Genomic DNA, 16,531 nt, shown 5'->3' on the forward strand with positions numbered 1-16,531 from the left:
AGCAGTTTCTTCGTGCGCGACTCGCGCGGTGCCGTGGCGCGGACGCAGCGATCTGCCGCGATTTGCTCCGGGATCGCACAAGCCACGCTTCGCGGCAAACGAGCTTCCCTCCATGGAGGGACGACAGGGGCATCCGCTCGGCTAGCATGCCGCCCCATGAACCAAGAATTCGTGATCGCCACCCGCGAGAGCCGCCTGGCCCTCTGGCAGGCGGAACATGTGCAGACGCTGCTGCAGGCGCGCGGCCTCGACGTGCGGCTGCTCGGGATGACCACGCGCGGCGACCAGATCCTGGACCGGACGCTGTCCAAGGTCGGGGGCAAGGGCCTGTTCGTGAAGGAGCTCGAGACGGCGCTCGAGGACGGCCGCGCGCAGCTCGCGGTGCATTCGCTGAAGGATGTGCCGATGGAGCTGCCGGAGGGTTTCGTGCTCGCGTCGGTGCTCGAACGCGAGGACCCGCGTGACGCGCTCGTGTCGCCGGCCTACGGCCACCTGGCGGCGCTGCCGCAGGGCGCGTGCGTGGGCACGTCCAGCCTGCGTCGCGTGACACAGCTGAAGAACCTGCGACCGGACCTGCGCATCGAGCCCTTGCGCGGCAACCTCGACACCCGGCTGCGCAAGCTCGACGAGGGCCAGTACGACGCGATCGTGCTCGCCGCCGCCGGACTGAAGCGCCTGGGCCTGGAAGGCCGCATCACGCAGCATTTCGAGGTCGACGAGATGCTCCCGTGCGCGGGGCAGGGCGCGCTGGGCATCGAGATCCGTGCGGGCCAGGCGCCATTGACGGCGCATCTGGAGGCGCTGGCGCACCGGCCGACGTGGCTGGCCACCGCGGCGGAGCGCGCGGTTTCGCGCGAGCTCGGCGGTAGTTGCTCGATGCCGCTGGCCGCGCACGCGGTCTGGGCGGCCGACGGCCGGTTGACGATCGCCGTCGCGCTGGGGCACCCGGACGCCCCGGAACGCCCGCTCCTGCGCGCGGGCGCCCTGGCGCCGGTCGCGGATCTCCAGGCCGCCGAAGCGCTGGGGATCGCCGCCGCCGCCTCGCTGCGCGAGCTCGGCGCCGCCGAGTACCTGAAGGACGTCTGATGCCGGGCGCCGCCGCCCCGGCCCGGCTGCTGCTGACCCGTCCGCAGGCCCAGGCCGACGATTGGGCCAGACGCATGGCCGCGTTGGGCGTGCCGACCGCCTCGCTGCCGCTGATCGAGATCGAACCGGTCGACGATCCGGCGCCCGTCGAGGCCGCCTGGTCGGGTCTGTCGTCCATGGACCTGGCGATGTTCGTCAGTCCCAACGCGGTCGAGCAGTTCTTCGACCGCCGTCCGGCTGGAATCCCTTGGTCGGAACGGACCTGGGCGGCGACCGTCGGACCGGGCAGTGCGCGTGCGCTGGTCGAGCGAGGCGTGCCGCCGTCGCGCCTCGTCCAGCCGCCGGCGGCGTCCGACAGCCTCGACTCTGAACACCTCTGGCCGGAGCTGGTCCGCGTCGCGGGCGCGGACTGGTCGGGCCGCCGTGCCCTGCTGGTGCGCGGCGACGGGGGGCGCGAATGGCTGGGCGACCGGTTGCGCGATGCGGGCGCCGAGGTGGCGGCGGTCAGCGTGTACCGACGGACCTGCCCCCGGCTGTCCGTGGAGACGGCCAGGCTGCTGCGCGAGGCCATGGCGGCGCCGGAGCGCCATGTCTGGCTCTTCAGCAGTTCGGAGGCGATCGGGCACCTGGAGGCCCTCGAAAAGGGGACGCGGGCGCAGACCGTCGAGGGAGGTCATGGCGACCTGTCTCCCCCCGGATGGCGACAGGTCCGGGCGCTGGCCACCCACGAGCGCATCGCGGCGCGTGCACAAGCCCTCGGCGTGGGGCATGTGGTTTTGGTGCGACCCGAAGCGGAGGCCGTCGCGGCCGGGTTCCGGATGCTGTCAGGGTCCACCCTAGAATCGTCGACGTGAGCGAGACCACCACCCCCGCGGCCGACCTTGCGTCGACCCACAAGCCCGCCCGGCAATCCGGCGCCACCTTGACCCAGGCCGTCGTGGCCGGCGTCGGCCTGGTGGCCCTGCTGGCCCTCGGCCTGGCCTGGCAGAGCCAGCAACGGCTCAAGCAGGTCGAGCAGGAACTCGTCCGGCGCCAGGACAGCAGCCAGAGCGAGGCCAACATCGCCCGCGATCAGGCGCGCCAGGCGCAGGACCTCAGCCGCGACACCGCGGCCAAGGTCGCGCTGCTGGACGCGCGCCTGTCCGAGGTCGCCGTGCAGCGCGAGCAGCTCGAGACGCTGATGCAGTCGATGAACCGATCGCGCGACGAGAACGTCGTCGGCGACATCGAGGCCTCGCTGCGGGTCGCGATGCAGCAGAGCACCATCACCGGCAGCGCCGAGCCGCTGGTGGCCGCGCTGCGCCAGGCCGACGAGCGGCTGGGCCGCTACAAGCAGCCGCGCCTGGAAGGCGTGCGCCGCGCGGTGACGCGCGACCTGGAACGCATCAAGGCGGTCAGCGTCGTCGACGTGTCGACGCTCACGATCAAGCTGGACGAGGTCGTTCGCCAGGTCGACGACCTGCCGCTGCTGGCCGTCGCCCAGCCCGGACAGGATCCGGCGGGAACGGGCGCCGCAGCCTCGGCGACAGCCACGCAACACCCGACCCCCGCACCCGCCGCCGTGAAGACCGCCGCGCCGCGCAAGCCCGCTTCCGGGGCTTCGGCGGGAGCCTTGCAGGCCGCCGAAGACGGCGAGCCCGGCTGGTGGAGCCGCCTCTGGGACCAGGCCGGCGATCGCTGGACGACGCTGTCCGGTGATGTCTGGCGCGAAGCCCGCGGTCTGCTGCGCGTGACGCGCATCGAGCACCCCGAGGCTGCGCTGATCGCGCCCGAGCAGTCCTTCTTCCTTCGCGAGAACCTCAAGCTGCGGCTGCTGAACGCGCGACTGGCCTTGCTCAGCCGCCAGTTCGACACCGCGCAGGTCGACCTGCGCGAGGCGCAGGCGATGCTGGACCGCTATTTCGACGCGCGTTCGCGCAAGCTGACCCAGACGACGGAGTTGCTGCGCCAGGTGCAGGGCCAGTCCCGTCAGGTGAGCGTGCCGCGCCCCGACGACACGCTGGCCGCGCTGAGCGCGGTCGCGCGTTGAGGAGATCACCATGCGCATGGTGATCTGGCTTTTGCTGCTGTTCGTCGCGGCCGTGGTCGCGGCGCTGATGCTGGGCAACAACGACGGTCTGGCGAGCTTCTACGTGCGCGGCTGGCGCATGGACCTGTCGCTCAACCTGTTCCTGCTGCTGCTGCTGGCGGGCTGCTTCGCGCTGATGACGCTGATGCAGACGCTGGACGCGCTGCTGACCTTGCCCAAGCGCGCACGCCTGTGGCGCATGGCCCAGCGCGAACGCAGCGCCCAGATCGCCTTGCGCGAAGCCTGGGCGGAATATTTCGGCGCCCGCTACAGCCGCGCGCAGAAGGCGGCGCAGCGCGCGCTCGTCATCCAGGCGCAGACGCCCGATCTGGCGCAGGACGGGGCCTTCATGGCCCTGGCCCATCTGGTGGCGGCCCAGAGCGCCCACAAGCTGCAGGACCGGCGCAACCGCGACGAGCACCTTCGCCAGGCCTTGCAGGTGGCGGCGACCTCCGCCGGTGCCCGCGTGCAGGAGGAGGGCGCGAGATTGCTGGCCGCCGAATGGTCGCTCGACGACCGCGACGCGCCGCGCGCACTGGGCTTGCTGAGCGAACTGACCCCGGGTGTCGCCCGCCGCACGCAGGCGCTGCGGCTCAAGCTGCAGGCCAGCCGACTCGCCCACGAGCCGCTCGAGGCGCTGCGCACCGCGCGTCTGCTGGCCAAGCACCAGGGCTTCTCGAAGTCGGCGGCGCAGGGCCTGCTGCGCTCGCTCGCCTGCGAGGCGCTGGACACCGCGCGCGACATCGATCAGCTGCGCGCGATCTGGCAGCAACTGGACGCGTCGGACCGGCGCGATGTGTTCGTGGCCTCGCGGGCCGCGACCTGCGCGGCGGCGCTCGGAGCGCCGGAGGACGGTCGGGGCTGGTTGCGCCCGTTCTGGGAATCGATCGCGGAGCAGGGCGCCGATGAGCGCCAGGCGCTGGCCGAAGCGCTCGTGCTGTGCATGCCGGGCCTGGGGCCGGAATGGCTGCAGCGGCTGGAAGGCGCCGTGCAGCGCTTCCCGCGGGACGGCACGATGGCTTTCGCGCTGGGCCATGCGCTGGCGGAACGCCAGCTGTGGGGCAAGGCGCGCCTGATGCTGGAACAGGCGGCCGAGGATCGCGCCCTGACCCTCACTGCCCGTCGTCGCAGTTGGCTGCGTCTGGCCGACATGGCGGACCAGGATGATGACGCGGAGCGCCGCACACGCTGCTACGAGGCCGCCGCGCGCCTGGGTTGAGCCGTGGCGTGCGCCGTCGGCGCCCCTCGATGGATTGATTTTTCTCCGAGATACTTGCAGACCACCAAAAACGCATGCTATAGTCGCAGTCTTTCAGCGGCTGTAGCTCAGTTGGATAGAGTACTTGGCTACGAACCAAGGGGTCGTGGGTTCGAATCCTGCCAGCCGCACCAGAAAAACTGTTGAATCTCCGGGTCACCGGAGATTCGGCGAGCAAAAGAAGAAGTAACAACAAAAACCTGGGATCGCTTCCACGACGGCGGTTCCTGATCAGTAAAAGTCGAGCGGCTGTAGCTCAGTTGGATAGAGTACTTGGCTACGAACCAAGGGGTCGTGGGTTCGAATCCTGCCAGCCGCACCAAATAGAAAGCCAGCGTTGAAAGACGCTGGCTTTTTTCTTTTCCGAATCTTTTTTTTGGAAGCCCAGTCGAAGCTGCTGATTCCACTCGGATCAGTTTGTCTGGCTGCGGCCCCGGATTATCTTGGGCGAATATCGTCCGTATCGAATAACTCCTGCTGGTGCTGGTTCGTGGTGACAGCAGGTCCGGGTCTGGCGGGCGTGCGGGAGAGTTTGGGCGCCGGCATCGGCCACGCCAGACCGTCCTGCATGAAGAAATTGCGCCGGGCCTGCTGGTGGGGGTGCAGCGGCGCTTCGGCCGCGGTCAGCACGGGGGCGGCGCAGGCGTCGCTGCCGTCGAAGACCCTCACCCAGTGCGCCAGCGGCTCCTGCCGGATCCGTGCGGCCACGGCCTCGCGCAGGACGGGCCATCGGGCGGGATCCTCTTGCGCCGCCGCCGGGAGACCGAGCCGGTCCATGAGCGTCTGCTGGAAGGGCGCCTCGATCGCGCCCAGCGACAGCCAGCGACCGTCCGCGCATTCGAAGCAGTCGTAGAAATGCGAGCGGTGGAGGAAGAGGTTGCGCGTCGGGTCGTCGTCCCAGCGGCCGCCGGCCCGCAGCGCCTGGATGAGCGTGCCCATGTAGCCGACGCCGTCGAGGATGGCGGCGTCCACGACCTGACCGCGCCCCGAGCGACGCGACTCCCACAACGCGCACATCAGCCCGAAGAGCATCGTCAGCGCGCCGCCGCCGATGTCGCCGAGCAAGGTGGCCGGAAGCGCGGGCAACTGGCCGGGGCGTGCCGCGTAGGGCATCAGGCCGCTCAGCGCGACGTAGTTGATGTCGTGCCCGGCACTTTGCGCCAACGGCCCCGTCTGGCCCCACCCGGTGAGCCGGGCGTAGACCAGCTTCGGGTGGGCCGCGAGCAGCGTGTCCGGGCCCAGGCCGAGTCTTTCCATCACGCCGGGACGGAAGCCTTCGATCAGTACGTCGGCGCCTGCGACGAGCTCGCGCACCCGCGTCAATCCGGCGGGGGATTTCAGATCCGCCTGCACGACGGTCTTGCCACGATTCAACGCCGCGCCGCCGCCGAGCCGGGTCTCCCCGCCCGGTCGTTCCACGACGATCACGTCCGCGCCGAAATCAGCCAGCACCAGGCCCGCGAACGGCGCCGGGCCGATGCCGGCGAACTCGATGATCTTCACGCCACTCAGCGGTCCGCTCGCATGCTCATCTCCCGGCTCGTCCATGGGCTGCTTCCTTGTGGGTGACTTGATCGGCGGACATCCGTCCCGCACGAGTCGTGTGCGCGGCTGTCGAACTGACGGCCCCATTTGCGGCACTGGACGCGACGTGCGACTCGAGAGGCCGATGGCACTGCGCCGGCCTGCGGACGCACACCGCATTCAACTCGTTCGGAGGATTCGAACACATGTATTTCAACAACTTCTGGGGCCCCAGCCGCTGCGACGCCTACGGCTTCCGGGAAATGCAGTCATTCGCGAGGCAACTCGGCAACTGGTTCAACAGCTTTCCGCGCATGAGCCAATGGATGGGCGATCGCTGGATGGACAGCAGCGCCAATCGCATGGGGTCGGGCTGGTCGGACTGGTGGGGCGAACCGCGGCAACAAGGCTACGGACGCCGCCACCGCAATCGCCATGAGTCGGGAGGCTGCTCGCACACGCCAGGTTCTTCCTCGGCTGCTCCCGCTGCCCCGGCGGCCCCGGCGGCCCCGGCTTCCGCCGGTGCTCCGGGTGCCGCCACCGCTCCGGCGCCAGCAGTTGCGCGCGCGCCTCTCCCCCCCGCGATCAATGCGCCGCGTGAGGGTGGATGGGATGAGTCCAAGGGCGGCTGGCTGATGGGGCAGAGCGGCGAACTGCAAGTCGATTTCAAGTATGCCGATCGCAACACCATGGTGCAGTACCGCACCACGGATGGCACGTGGACGAACCTGGGTGCCGGCAGGGACATGATGGGCAAGTCCGCCGTGATCACGGCGCCGCCGGGGTCTACGGTCAAGTTCCGCGTCAACAACGCAGGGGAGTATTTCTCCATCGGCACCACCCAGAACGTCGACGGCAAAGACCATGGGAAGGTCACCGCGACGGGGAATGGCTTCCGCCTGGGCGTCGACGACTGGAAGAACGACGACGGCGATTTCGACGACCTGATCCTCGACCTGTCGGATCCGAAAGCCAAGGGCTGATCCGACGGGTCGTCGGCAAGGGCCGACGCCTCCGGGCGCCGGCCCTTGCCGTTTTCGTCACAATGGCTGGATGAGCAAAGCCTTCACGAAGGAATCCGATGCCGGCGACGACGATGACGACGGCCCGTCGCTGCCCGCACTGCCGCAGGGCTCGCGCAACTACATGACACCGGCGGGTTACGCCCGTCTGCGCGCCGAGTTCATGCAGCTGCTGGACGCGGAGCGCCCCAAGATCGTCGAGATCGTGTCCTGGGCGGCGAAGAACGGCGACCGCTCGGAGAACGGCGACTACCTCTACGGCAAGAAACGCCTGCGCGAGATCGACCGCCGCCTTCGCTTCCTCACCCAGCGGCTGGACATCGCCGAGGTCGTCGATCCGAGCGCCCATCACGGCAGCGACCAGGTGTTCTTCGGCGCGACCGTGACCTACGCCAATGCCAAAGGCGAGGAGCGGACCATCACCATCAAGGGCATCGACGAGTCGGACAGCCTGGCGGGCGAGGTGAGCTGGGTGTCGCCGATCGCGCGCACGCTGCTCAAGGCGCGCGAGGGCGACGAGCTGCAGCTGGTGACGCCGGTCGGGGTGGAGGCGATCGAGGTCGTCGAAGTCCGCTACCCCAAACCCGCGGAACCCGCTGAACCCACGGAACCCGCGCCCCCCGACGCCTGATCAGGGCTTCACGCGCCAGGCGCGCATCACCGCGCTCGAGCGCTTGAGCGTGCGCAGCGCGTCGGCCAGGTGCAGCCGGTCGCGCACCGCCAGCAGCAGCGTCATTTCCGCCGTCTCGCGCTGCTGCGAGTCGTCGCTCATGGCGATGTGGGTGATGTCGGCCTCGGCGCTGCTGACCGCGGTGGCGATCTGCGCGAGCACACCCTTGCCGTTGCGCATCAGCACGCCGACCTCGGCCTCGAAGCTGCGGGAGAGTTCCTCGCCCCAGCCGACGGCGATCCAGTGCTCGCTGTCGCGCTGGAACAGGCGCCGTCCGACCGAGCATTCGGCGGTGTGCACCACCAGGCCTTCGCCGCGGCCCAGGTAGCCCTTGATGTCGTCGCCCGGGATCGGGCGGCAGCAGGTGGCCAGCCGGACCGACGCCCCTTCGCTGCCGTCGATCAAGACCTGACCCTGGGACGGGGCGTCGTCCGTGGCGAAGCGACCCATCGTCAGCAGCACCGCGTCGGGCCGCTGGCCCTGCTCGGACAGCGTGCGTGCCAGCTTCTTCGCCACGATCGTCGCGATCTTGCGCCCGAGTCCGATCTCGACGAGCAGCTCGTCGACCTGCCGGTTGCCCGCCCAGCGCGCCAGGTCCTGCCACAGCGCGGCGGCGATCTCGTCCTCGGGGTCGAGGCTGGGCAGCGCCAGGCCTTCCGCGCGCAACGCCTGCGCCAGCATCTTGTGGCCGAGTTCGCGAGACTCTTCCTGCTCCAGGTTCTTCAGGAAGTGACGGATCTTGGAGCGCGCCCGGCCGGTGCGCACGAAGCTCAGCCAGGCCGGATTCGGCCGCGCGCCGGCGGCGGTGACGACCTCGATCACGTCCCCGCTGCGAAGTTCGGTGCGCAGCGGCACGGGCTCGCCGTTGACCTTCGCGGCGACGCAGTGGTCGCCGACGTCCGAGTGGATCGCGTAGGCGAAGTCCACCGGCGTCGCGCCCTTGGGCAGCGCCATGATCTTGGACTTCGGCGTGAAGACGTACACCGCGTCGGGGAACAGGTCGATCTTGACGTGCTCCAGGAACTCCGTCGCGTCGCGGGTCTCGTCCTGGATGTCCAGCAGCGACTGCAGCCAGCGCGATCCCAGCTGCTGCGCGCCCTTGGCGTCGCCCTTGCTCTTGTACAGCCAGTGCGCGGCCACGCCCTTCTCGGCGACCATGTGCATGGCCTCGGTGCGCATCTGGAATTCCACCGGCGTGCCCAGCGGGCTCACCAGCGTCGTGTGCAGCGACTGGTAGCCGTTGGGCTTGGGGATGGCGACGTAGTCCTTGAAGCGTCCCGGCTGCGGCTTGTAGAGCTGGTGCAGCACGCCCAGCGACCAGTAGCACTGGGGCAGGTCCTGCACGATGACGCGGAAGCCGAAGATGTCGCTGACCTGGGCGAAGCTCAGGTGCTTCTCTCTCATCTTCTTGTAGATGCTGAACAGCGTCTTCTCGCGGCCCTGGATCTCGACGCGCAGGTTGGCCTCGGAGAAGGCCTTCTGCACGTCGCGCTCGATGCGCGACACCAGGTCGCGCCGATGGCCGCGGGCCTTCGTGACGGCCTTGGCCAGCGCGCCGTGGCGCCACGGGTGGATGTACTGGAACGACAGTTCCTGCAGCTCGCGGTAGATCTCGTTGAGGCCGAGCCGGTGCGCGATCGGGGCGTAGATGTCCAGCGTCTCGCGGGCGATGCGCCGGCGCTTGTCGAACGCCATGTGCTGCATCGTGCGCATGTTGTGCAGGCGGTCGGCCAGCTTGATCAGGATGACGCGGACATCGCGCGCCATCGCCAGCAGCATCTTGCGGAAACTCTCCGCCTGCGATTCCTCGCGGGTCGAGAACTGCAGCTTGTCCAGCTTGGTGAGGCCGTCGACCAGTTCCGCGGTCGGCGCCTCGAAGCGTTCGATCAGTTCGGTCTTGGTGACGCCGCAATCCTCCATCGCGTCGTGCATCAGCGCCGCCATGATGGCCTGCGCGTCCAGGCGCCAGTCCGCGCACAGGCCGGCGACGGCGATCGGGTGGGTGATGTAGGGCTCTCCGCTGGCCCGGAACTGACCCAGATGGGCCTCGTCGGCGAACTTGTAGGCTTCGCGGATGCGCTTGACGTCGGCCTTGGGCAGATAGTGCAGGCGATCGACGAGCGCGTCGAACGAGGACGCCTCGGCGGCCGTGTCCGGCGCGGCCTTGGGGCCAGCGAGCCCGGTCAGGCCTGGAATGTGAGCGGTTGCGAAGGAGCGGAGACCCATCGGTGCAATTTAACCGATGGCGAGAGGGGTTTCCGGCGAGTGGGCTTGCGGGCTGGACCCTCCTTCAGGCCCTGCTTTAAGGGTTTATCCCTATCAAGAAAATGCGAAAGGTGCGGATCGAGGCCTAAAGTCCGGAGATCGCCCGCCGATAAACCGTACATGCCCTGGAAGGGCGTTGGCCCGGGATGTGTCCCGGCCCCGGCATCCGCTGGCCGAAATGTGCGGACACCTCGCGGGAGGCTCGCCATGATTGCTGCCCTGAACAACACGACGAATTTGAACGGACCCGGTGCCACGACCGGGCAGTCGGCACGCGTGCGCGAAGCCGGCGTCTCTGACACCTCGACCTCGGCTTCAACGGCGCCGCAGGCCGAGGCGTCCGCCGTGGTGAGCCTGTCACCGCAGGCAGCGAGCCTGGCGGCCTCCGACACCCAGGCGCAGACGGCGTCGGCACAGACCCCGACGGTGGCACAACCGACCCAGTCCCAGTCCCAGCCTCAAGCTCAAGCTTCAGCCCCGGCGCCAGCGCCAACCCCTGCGCCGGCTCCGGCGCCTGCCGCGCCGACGACCGTGACGGCTCAGAGCACGTCCTTCCAGCCCTCGAACGCCCGGGCCGCCGTGGTGTCCAAGGACGAGAAGTTTCCGGAGCCGATCAGCCTGGTGCCCAACCTGGTCTATGCCGAGGCCGATTCCGACCAGAACGGCGTCATTTCGCCGTCGGAGCGCCGGTCTTACGACGTCCTGCATCCCACGCTGGGCCAGCGCCCGGCCGACACGCCGCCCAAGCGGGTCGTCGATGCCGAGTTGCGCGAATACGCCTCGATCGCCAAGAACCAGTTCTGAGCGCTTCGTCTCTCGCCCGATAGGGGGATCCGGGACGGACTCCCCCTTCCGAGGGCCCCCCTCAGTTGGGTATGCATCGCGCGTTCGAGCGCGCAAAGTTGACTCCATCGCGGCCCACATGAGCGGCCTGTCGTTGAAGGAGTCAGCCATGCACTTCGCCGAAGTCGAGACCGGGGATTACCGCATCTACGCCGGCGCCATCGAGCGCCCCCGCCAGTTCGGCTACGTGGCGGCGGTCGTCGTGGTGCGCACGGGGCTGAGCGAGGCGATGAACAAGCGCGAGGCCTTCCGGGACGAGAACCTGGCAGGTGGCTACGGCTGGGCGACGCCGGCGGAGGCGCTGCGCTTCGCCATCAACGCCGGCAAGGAAGCCGTGATGTGCCGGATCGGGATGTACGCGTGATCGCGACCCTCATGGACGAGGCCGGCATGCTCGACGACCTGTTCGAAGGCGACCTGTTCGAAGGCGACCTGTTCGAGGATTTCCTCGCCACGCTGCCCCGGGTCTCCGCAGTTCGCCCATCACGCCCACCGCGCGCCGGTGCGGTTGCCAGACCCAGCGCCGTGACTCAAGCGGCTCATCCCGTGCTTCGTCGCGTAGTCGCACCCCAGCGCTTGGATCGTCGCGGACAGGCCGTTATCGTGCGGCCATGTCGACCCCGGTCCTCCCTGTCAGCCCGATCGAGCCCCCGCATCCGGCCTGGCATGGTTTCGTCTCCTACCTGACGCCGCAGCGCGTCCTGCTGGCGCTGGCGCTGGCCACCGTCTTCGCGCTGGCGCTGCAACCGATCTTCATCACGCCGTTCCCCGTCCTGCTGGGGCGGACGATGTTCGTGGGCATGCTCGCGCTGCTGGCCTTCTCCGCGGCGGGGCAGTGGCCGCGCCGTCTGCCGCGCTGGTGGGCGCGCTGGCTGTTCCAGGTCGTCGTGGTCGCGGCGGCGGTGCCGCTGGCCACGCTGGCGGTCTACATGGTCGCCGTCGGCGGCGACTTCTCCAGCTTCGTCGAATCCGAATCGCGGATGCTGGGCTTCCTCTGGATCGCGGGATCGGGTCTGGTGGTCGGGCCCTTGCTGGCGATGGGGGCGCTGTACAGGCAGCGCGACGCGGAGGCCCGCAGCCAGGCCCTGAGCTTCGAACTCGAACGCAGCGAACTCGGGCGCCAGGCACTGGACGCCCGGCTGCGGCTGCTGCAGGCGCAGGTCGAGCCGCATTTCCTGTTCAACACGCTGGCCAACGTCCGCGCCCTGGTCGAGACCGGGTCCCCGCAGGCCGCCCCGGTGCTGCGGAGCCTGATCGCCTACCTGCGCGCGGCGATGCCGCGGCTGCAGGGCGATGCCACGACGCTGTCGGACGAGGTTTCCCTGGTGCGCGCCTACCTCGAGCTGATGCACCTGCGGATGCCGGACCGGCTGGAGTACGTCGTCGACCTGTCGCCGGAACTCGACGGGCTGCGCTTTCCGCCCATGGCCTTGCTGACGCTGGTCGAGAACGCCGTGCGCCACGGCATCGACCCGAGCGAGGAGGGCGGCCGCATCGAGGTCGGCGGCGCGCTGCGCGACGGTCAGGTCCGGCTGTGGGTCAGCGACACCGGCGTCGGCATGACGCAGAGCATGGGCAGCGGCACCGGGCTGCGCAACCTGCGCGAGCGGCTGACGCTGTTCTACGGCCTCGGCGCGACGCTGGCGCTGACCGAGAATCAGCCGCACGGCCTGTGCGCCGAAGTGCGCTTCACTCCGCAATGACATGAGCTTTTCCGCGCCGACCGCCCCCACGGCCCTGATCGCCGACGACGAACCGCTGCTGCGCGACAGCCTGCAACGCAGCCTCGCGCTGCTTTGGCCGGAACTGCGCGTCGTCGCGCAGGCGCGCAACGGCCGCGAGGCGGTCGAGATGTTCGAGATCCATCGGCCCGACATCGCCTTCCTCGACGTGCACATGCCCGGTCTGAACGGGATGGAGGCGGCGCGGCAGATCGCGCGCCAGGCGCAGGTGGTGTTCGTGACCGCCTTCGAGGACTACGCGTTGCAGGCCTTCGAACGCGGCGCGATCGACTATCTGGTCAAGCCGGTCGACGAGGTCCGCCTGGCCGACACGGTCGGCCGGCTGAAGGATCGTCTGGCGGAGCTGCCCCAGCGCTCGCGCGCGGACGGCAGCCAGGCGGCGCTGGAAGCGGTCATCGACGAGCTGGCCCGGCGCATGGCCCGCCCGCCGGGCGCGGCCGCGCCGACGGCCGGCGGCCTGGCGACCGACACCGGCCCGCTGCAATGGATCCGTGCCTCGGTGGGCTCGACGCTCAAGCTGATTCCGGTCGACGAGATCCTGTTCCTGCGCTCGGACGAGAAGTACACGCTGGTCGTCACCGCCGAGGGCGAGGCGCTGATCCGCACGCCGATCCGCGAGTTGATCGAGCGGCTCGATGCGCAGCGCTTCGTGCAGGTCCACCGTTCGGTCGTGGTGAACCTCCACGCGATCAGTCATGTCACGCGCGGCCCCAACGAGACGGCGGACCTTCACCTGAAGGCCAGGCCCGAGGTGCTGCCGGTCAGCCGCAGCTACCTGCACCTGTTCCGTCAGATGTGAGACGGCCCGGGGGGCCGGCATGGCCGGCCCTGAGGCGTTCAGCGCCGGGGCTGCGCCTGTTCCAGCGGCTGCGGCGCGGCGGGCAACGGCAGCTGCTGCGCCTTGCCTTGCACGACGACAGGCTCCAGCTGCCACATCGGGGCGGCGACGTTGACCATCTGCACGACGGCCATCACGGCCACCGCGATGATCGCGGCCATCAACGCGGTGTGCATGGCGCCGTCGGAGAAACGGTGCAGCTCGCGTTCGTCGTTGGTCGACGGCCGATGTCGCGCCAGTGCGCGCCAGCCGTTCCACGCTTGAGAGAGTCGGGTGTCCATGGTCTCTGCTCCTCGTCGACAACCTGCAACAAGTCTAGGTGGCGGCATGGAGCGCTTCCAGCGAAGCCGGACGTAAAAAAGCGCGGCTCAGCCGCGCTTTTCCGCTGTCCGTCGCATGGACGGTCGGACGCTCAACGTTGCAGCGCTTCGGTGCGGGTGTTCAGCCACGCGAGCGCCTCGCCCTCGACCAGCGGCGCCAGGCGGCGGCGCACTTCGGCGTGATATGCATTCAGCCAGGCGAGTTCTTCTTCCGACAGCAGGGCCACTGCGATGCAGCGCGTGTCGATGGGGCACAGCGTCAGCGTCTCGAAGGCCAGCATCTCGCCGAACTGCCCCTTTTCGGGGGTGTCGAAGGCCACGTTCAACACGAGGTTCTCGATCCGCACCCCCCATTGGCCGGGGCGGTAGAGGCCGGGCTCGATCGACGTGATCATGCCGGGCTCCATGGCCATGTTCGCATCGGGCACAGCCTTCGAGATGCTCTGCGGGCCTTCATGCACGTTCATGAAGTAACCGACGCCGTGGCCCGTGCCGTGGCCGTAGTCCAGGCCATGCGCCCACAGCGGCGCGCGGGCGATGGCGTCGAGCATGGGGCTCAGCGTGCCGCGCGGGAACGCGGCGCGCGACAGCGCGATCGTGCCCTTGAGCACCAGCGTGTAGTCGCGCCTGTGGTCGTCGGTGATGGTGCCGATCGGCCAGACGCGGGTGATGTCGGTCGTGCCGCCGAGGTATTGGCCGCCGGAGTCGATCAGCAGCAAGCCGTCGCCGTCGATCTGGGAGAAGGACTCGGGCACCGCGCGGTAATGCGGCATCGCGCCGTTGGCGTTGAAGCCGGCGATCGTCGAGAACGACAGGCCCACGAAGCCGGGGCGCCTGGCGCGCTCGGCGCTCAGGCGCTCGTCGATGGTGAGCTCGGAGATCGCCTCGCCACGCGCCATCGCTGCCTCGAACCACGCGTAGAACGCGCACATCGCGGCGCCGTCCTGCTCCATCGCCTGACGGATGAACTGCGCCTCGGCGGCGTTCTTGCGGCTCTTCAGCAGCGTGCTGGGATTGATGGCCTCGACGACGGCCGCCGATGCGGGCAGCGCTTCGCGCAGGCCGAGCGTCACGCGGCGCGGATCGATGAGGACCTTCGCATCGGCGGGCAGGGCGCCGAGCGACGCGCGCGCATCGGCATAAGGCGCGAGCCGCACGCCGTCGGCCGCGAGCCGCTGCTCGAGCGCCGCATCGATCTTGCCGGGCTGCACGAACAGCGTCGCGCCGTTCCTGTCGAGCAGCGCGTGCGCGAGGAACACCGGGTTGTAGGTGACGTCGGAGCCGCGCAGGTTGAACAGCCAGGCGATGTCGTCGACGCTGGAGATCAGGTGATGCGAGGCGCCATGTCTGGCGATGCCTTCGCGGACCTGCTGCAGCTTGTCGGCGCGGCTGACGGTGGCTTGCGGCGCGGCGTGTTCGTAGATGGGCGCGTCGGGCAGGCCGGGACGGTCCTCCCAGGCCTGGTCGATCAGGTCGAGTGACGTGTCGATCAGCACGCCCTTGGCGCCGAGCGCCGCGCGCAGCTGCTGCGCGACGGCGAGTCCGAGCACCTGGCCGTCGACGACCAGTGTCTGGCCGCTCTGCAGCGTGTCGGCGATCCAGGTGATGTGCTGGCTGGAGGCGCCGGTGGGGATCTTGAAGAGGGTGATGCCGCTGTCGGCGAGTTCGCGTTCGGCGGAGGTCCAGTAGCGGCTGTCGGCGAAGAGTTGGGCGTCATCGAGCGTGACGACCAGCGTGCCCATGGAGCCGGTGAAGCCGGAGAAGACTTCGCGGGCCTGCCAGCGTCGCGGCAGGTATTCGGAGAGATGCGGATCGGCCGAGGGGACCAGGATGGCGTGGGCGCCGGCGTTGCGCAGCGCGTCGCGCAGTCTGGAGATGCGCAGCTTGATCTGGGAAAGGCGGGTATCCATGGCGGGCCTCGGCGGGTTGGCGGGCAGACCGCGGGCGGCCGGATAGGCCGCCCACATCGAAGCCGTCGATTGTAGGAGGCTCCGTCAGAGCTCCGTCACAGTTCGGTCCGCAAGGCCCACAGCTCCGGGAACAGCACGACGTCGAGCATCTTGCGCAGATAGCTGACGCCGCCGGTGCCGCCGGTGCCGCGCTTGAAGCCGATGACGCGTTCCACGGTCGTGACATGGCGGAACCGCCAGAGCCGGAAGGCGTCTTCGAGGTCCACGAGTTCCTCGCCCATCTGGTACAGGTCCCAATGCGCCTTCGGATCGCGGTAGACCTCGAGCCAGGCGGCCTTGACGCCGTCGTCGGCGGAGCGCGGCTGCGTCCAGTCGCGGTCGAGCGCCGCGGCGGGCACGTCGATGCCGCGGCGCTTCAGCAGCCGCAACACTTCGTCGTACAGCGACGGCGCCTCGTAAGCCGCCTGCACCTCGGCCAGCAGATCGGCGCGGTGCGCGTGCGGCTTGAGCATCGCGGGGTTCTTGTTGCCGAGCATGAACTCGATGCGCCGGTACTGCGCGCTCTGGAAGCCGCTGCTGTTGGAGAGGTAGGGCCGGATGGCCGAGTACTCCGGCGGCGTCATCGTGCTGAGCACGTCCCAGGCGTGGACGAGCTGCTCCATGATCCGCGACACCCGCGCCAGCATCTTGAAGGCTTCGGGCAACTGGTCCGAGGCCACATGCGTCACCGCGCCATGCAGCTCGTGCAGCATCAGCTTCATCCACAGCTCCGAGGTCTGGTGCTGGATGATGAAGAGCATCTCGTTGTGGTCAGGCGAGAGCGGGTGTTGCGCGCTCAGCACCTGGTCCAGGCGGAGGTAGTCGCCGTAGCTCATGTCCTTGGAGAAGTCGAGCTGCGCGCCTTCCTCGCGGACGATGGCCTCGCCGCCTTGTCCGACGTCTTTCCCCGCCTTGTCGTCCGCCGCGCCGGCGCCATGTCCCATCG

General features: G+C 69.3%; 15 protein-coding genes and 2 tRNA genes. 12 read left to right on the forward strand and 5 right to left on the reverse strand.

Annotated features, from left to right (window positions below):
- Window positions 1–156: 156 nt before the first annotated feature.
- The 6 genes from hemC to ABE85_RS02305 all read left to right on the forward strand — a co-directional run bounded on the left by hemC (window position 157) and on the right by ABE85_RS02305 (window position 4,734).
- A complete protein-coding gene (gene hemC, locus ABE85_RS02280; protein WP_067269707.1) occupies window positions 157–1,086 on the forward strand; it encodes a hydroxymethylbilane synthase in 930 nt (309 codons plus the stop codon).
- On the forward strand, window positions 1,086–1,940 hold the full coding sequence (locus ABE85_RS28215) for a uroporphyrinogen-III synthase (RefSeq protein ID WP_067269709.1): 855 nt from the start codon (window positions 1,086–1,088) through the stop codon (window positions 1,938–1,940). The genes hemC and ABE85_RS28215 overlap by 1 nt, the downstream gene beginning before the upstream one ends.
- Entirely contained in the window at window positions 1,937–3,115 is a 1,179-nt protein-coding gene (locus ABE85_RS02290; RefSeq protein WP_310732597.1) for a uroporphyrinogen-III C-methyltransferase, read from the forward strand. Before ABE85_RS28215 ends, ABE85_RS02290 begins: the two co-directional genes overlap by 4 nt.
- A 10-nt stretch (window positions 3,116–3,125) precedes the next feature.
- Complete coding sequence (locus ABE85_RS02295) at window positions 3,126–4,373, forward strand: heme biosynthesis HemY N-terminal domain-containing protein (RefSeq protein WP_067269711.1); 1,248 nt, start codon at window positions 3,126–3,128, stop codon at window positions 4,371–4,373.
- Window positions 4,374–4,469: 96 nt separating this feature from the next.
- Window positions 4,470–4,546, forward strand: a tRNA-Arg gene (locus tag ABE85_RS02300).
- Between the two features lie 111 nt (window positions 4,547–4,657).
- Window positions 4,658–4,734, forward strand: a tRNA-Arg gene (locus tag ABE85_RS02305).
- A gap of 116 nt (window positions 4,735–4,850) precedes the next feature.
- On the opposite strand, the gene ABE85_RS02310 is transcribed toward ABE85_RS02305, so the two are convergent.
- Complete coding sequence (locus ABE85_RS02310) at window positions 4,851–5,960, reverse strand: CaiB/BaiF CoA-transferase family protein (protein ID WP_067269713.1); 1,110 nt, start codon at window positions 5,958–5,960, stop codon at window positions 4,851–4,853.
- Window positions 5,961–6,142: 182 nt separating this feature from the next.
- Here ABE85_RS02310 and ABE85_RS27300 point away from each other — a divergent pair, with 182 nt between their 5' ends.
- A complete protein-coding gene (locus ABE85_RS27300) occupies window positions 6,143–6,919 on the forward strand; it encodes a hypothetical protein (protein WP_157521870.1) in 777 nt (258 codons plus the stop codon).
- Window positions 6,920–6,989: 70 nt separating this feature from the next.
- On the forward strand, window positions 6,990–7,589 hold the full coding sequence (gene greB, locus ABE85_RS02320; protein WP_067269719.1) for a transcription elongation factor GreB: 600 nt from the start codon (window positions 6,990–6,992) through the stop codon (window positions 7,587–7,589).
- Here greB and ABE85_RS02325 read toward each other — a convergent pair whose 3' ends face one another.
- The gene (locus ABE85_RS02325) at window positions 7,590–9,854 is read right to left on the reverse strand and encodes a bifunctional (p)ppGpp synthetase/guanosine-3',5'-bis(diphosphate) 3'-pyrophosphohydrolase (RefSeq protein ID WP_067269721.1); all 2,265 of its coding nucleotides are present in this window, start codon (window positions 9,852–9,854) and stop codon (window positions 7,590–7,592) included.
- A gap of 246 nt (window positions 9,855–10,100) precedes the next feature.
- Between ABE85_RS02325 and ABE85_RS26745 the strand changes: the two genes are divergently transcribed.
- From ABE85_RS26745 to ABE85_RS02345, 4 genes are all read left to right on the forward strand, one after another.
- The gene (locus ABE85_RS26745) at window positions 10,101–10,697 is read left to right on the forward strand and encodes a hypothetical protein (protein ID WP_082938245.1); all 597 of its coding nucleotides are present in this window, start codon (window positions 10,101–10,103) and stop codon (window positions 10,695–10,697) included.
- A gap of 148 nt (window positions 10,698–10,845) precedes the next feature.
- Window positions 10,846–11,100 (forward strand): hypothetical protein, encoded by a 255-nt coding sequence (locus ABE85_RS02335; RefSeq protein ID WP_082938959.1) that lies wholly within the window; start codon window positions 10,846–10,848, stop codon window positions 11,098–11,100.
- Window positions 11,101–11,347: 247 nt separating this feature from the next.
- Window positions 11,348–12,439: a sensor histidine kinase gene (locus ABE85_RS02340; protein ID WP_082938246.1), complete on the forward strand. Its 1,092-nt coding sequence runs from the start codon at window positions 11,348–11,350 to the stop codon at window positions 12,437–12,439.
- A 1-nt stretch (window position 12,440) separates the two neighbouring features.
- Entirely contained in the window at window positions 12,441–13,277 is an 837-nt protein-coding gene (locus tag ABE85_RS02345) for a LytTR family DNA-binding domain-containing protein (protein ID WP_067269727.1), read from the forward strand.
- A gap of 38 nt (window positions 13,278–13,315) precedes the next feature.
- Here the strand turns inward: ABE85_RS02345 and ABE85_RS02350 are convergent, their stop codons facing one another.
- The 3 genes from ABE85_RS02350 to kynA all read right to left on the reverse strand — a co-directional run bounded on the left by ABE85_RS02350 (window position 13,316) and on the right by kynA (window position 16,529).
- Entirely contained in the window at window positions 13,316–13,597 is a 282-nt protein-coding gene (locus tag ABE85_RS02350) for a hypothetical protein (protein ID WP_067269731.1), read from the reverse strand.
- A gap of 131 nt (window positions 13,598–13,728) precedes the next feature.
- Window positions 13,729–15,546 (reverse strand): aminopeptidase P family protein, encoded by a 1,818-nt coding sequence (locus ABE85_RS02355; RefSeq protein WP_067281656.1) that lies wholly within the window; start codon window positions 15,544–15,546, stop codon window positions 13,729–13,731.
- A 95-nt stretch (window positions 15,547–15,641) separates the two neighbouring features.
- Complete coding sequence (gene kynA / locus ABE85_RS02360) at window positions 15,642–16,529, reverse strand: tryptophan 2,3-dioxygenase (RefSeq protein WP_067269732.1); 888 nt, start codon at window positions 16,527–16,529, stop codon at window positions 15,642–15,644.
- Between the last annotated feature and the right edge of the window lie 2 nt (window positions 16,530–16,531).

The sequence above is a fragment of the Mitsuaria sp. 7 genome, from assembly GCF_001653795.1.
In the GTDB taxonomy this organism is placed as follows: Bacteria; Pseudomonadota; Gammaproteobacteria; order Burkholderiales; family Burkholderiaceae_C; genus Roseateles.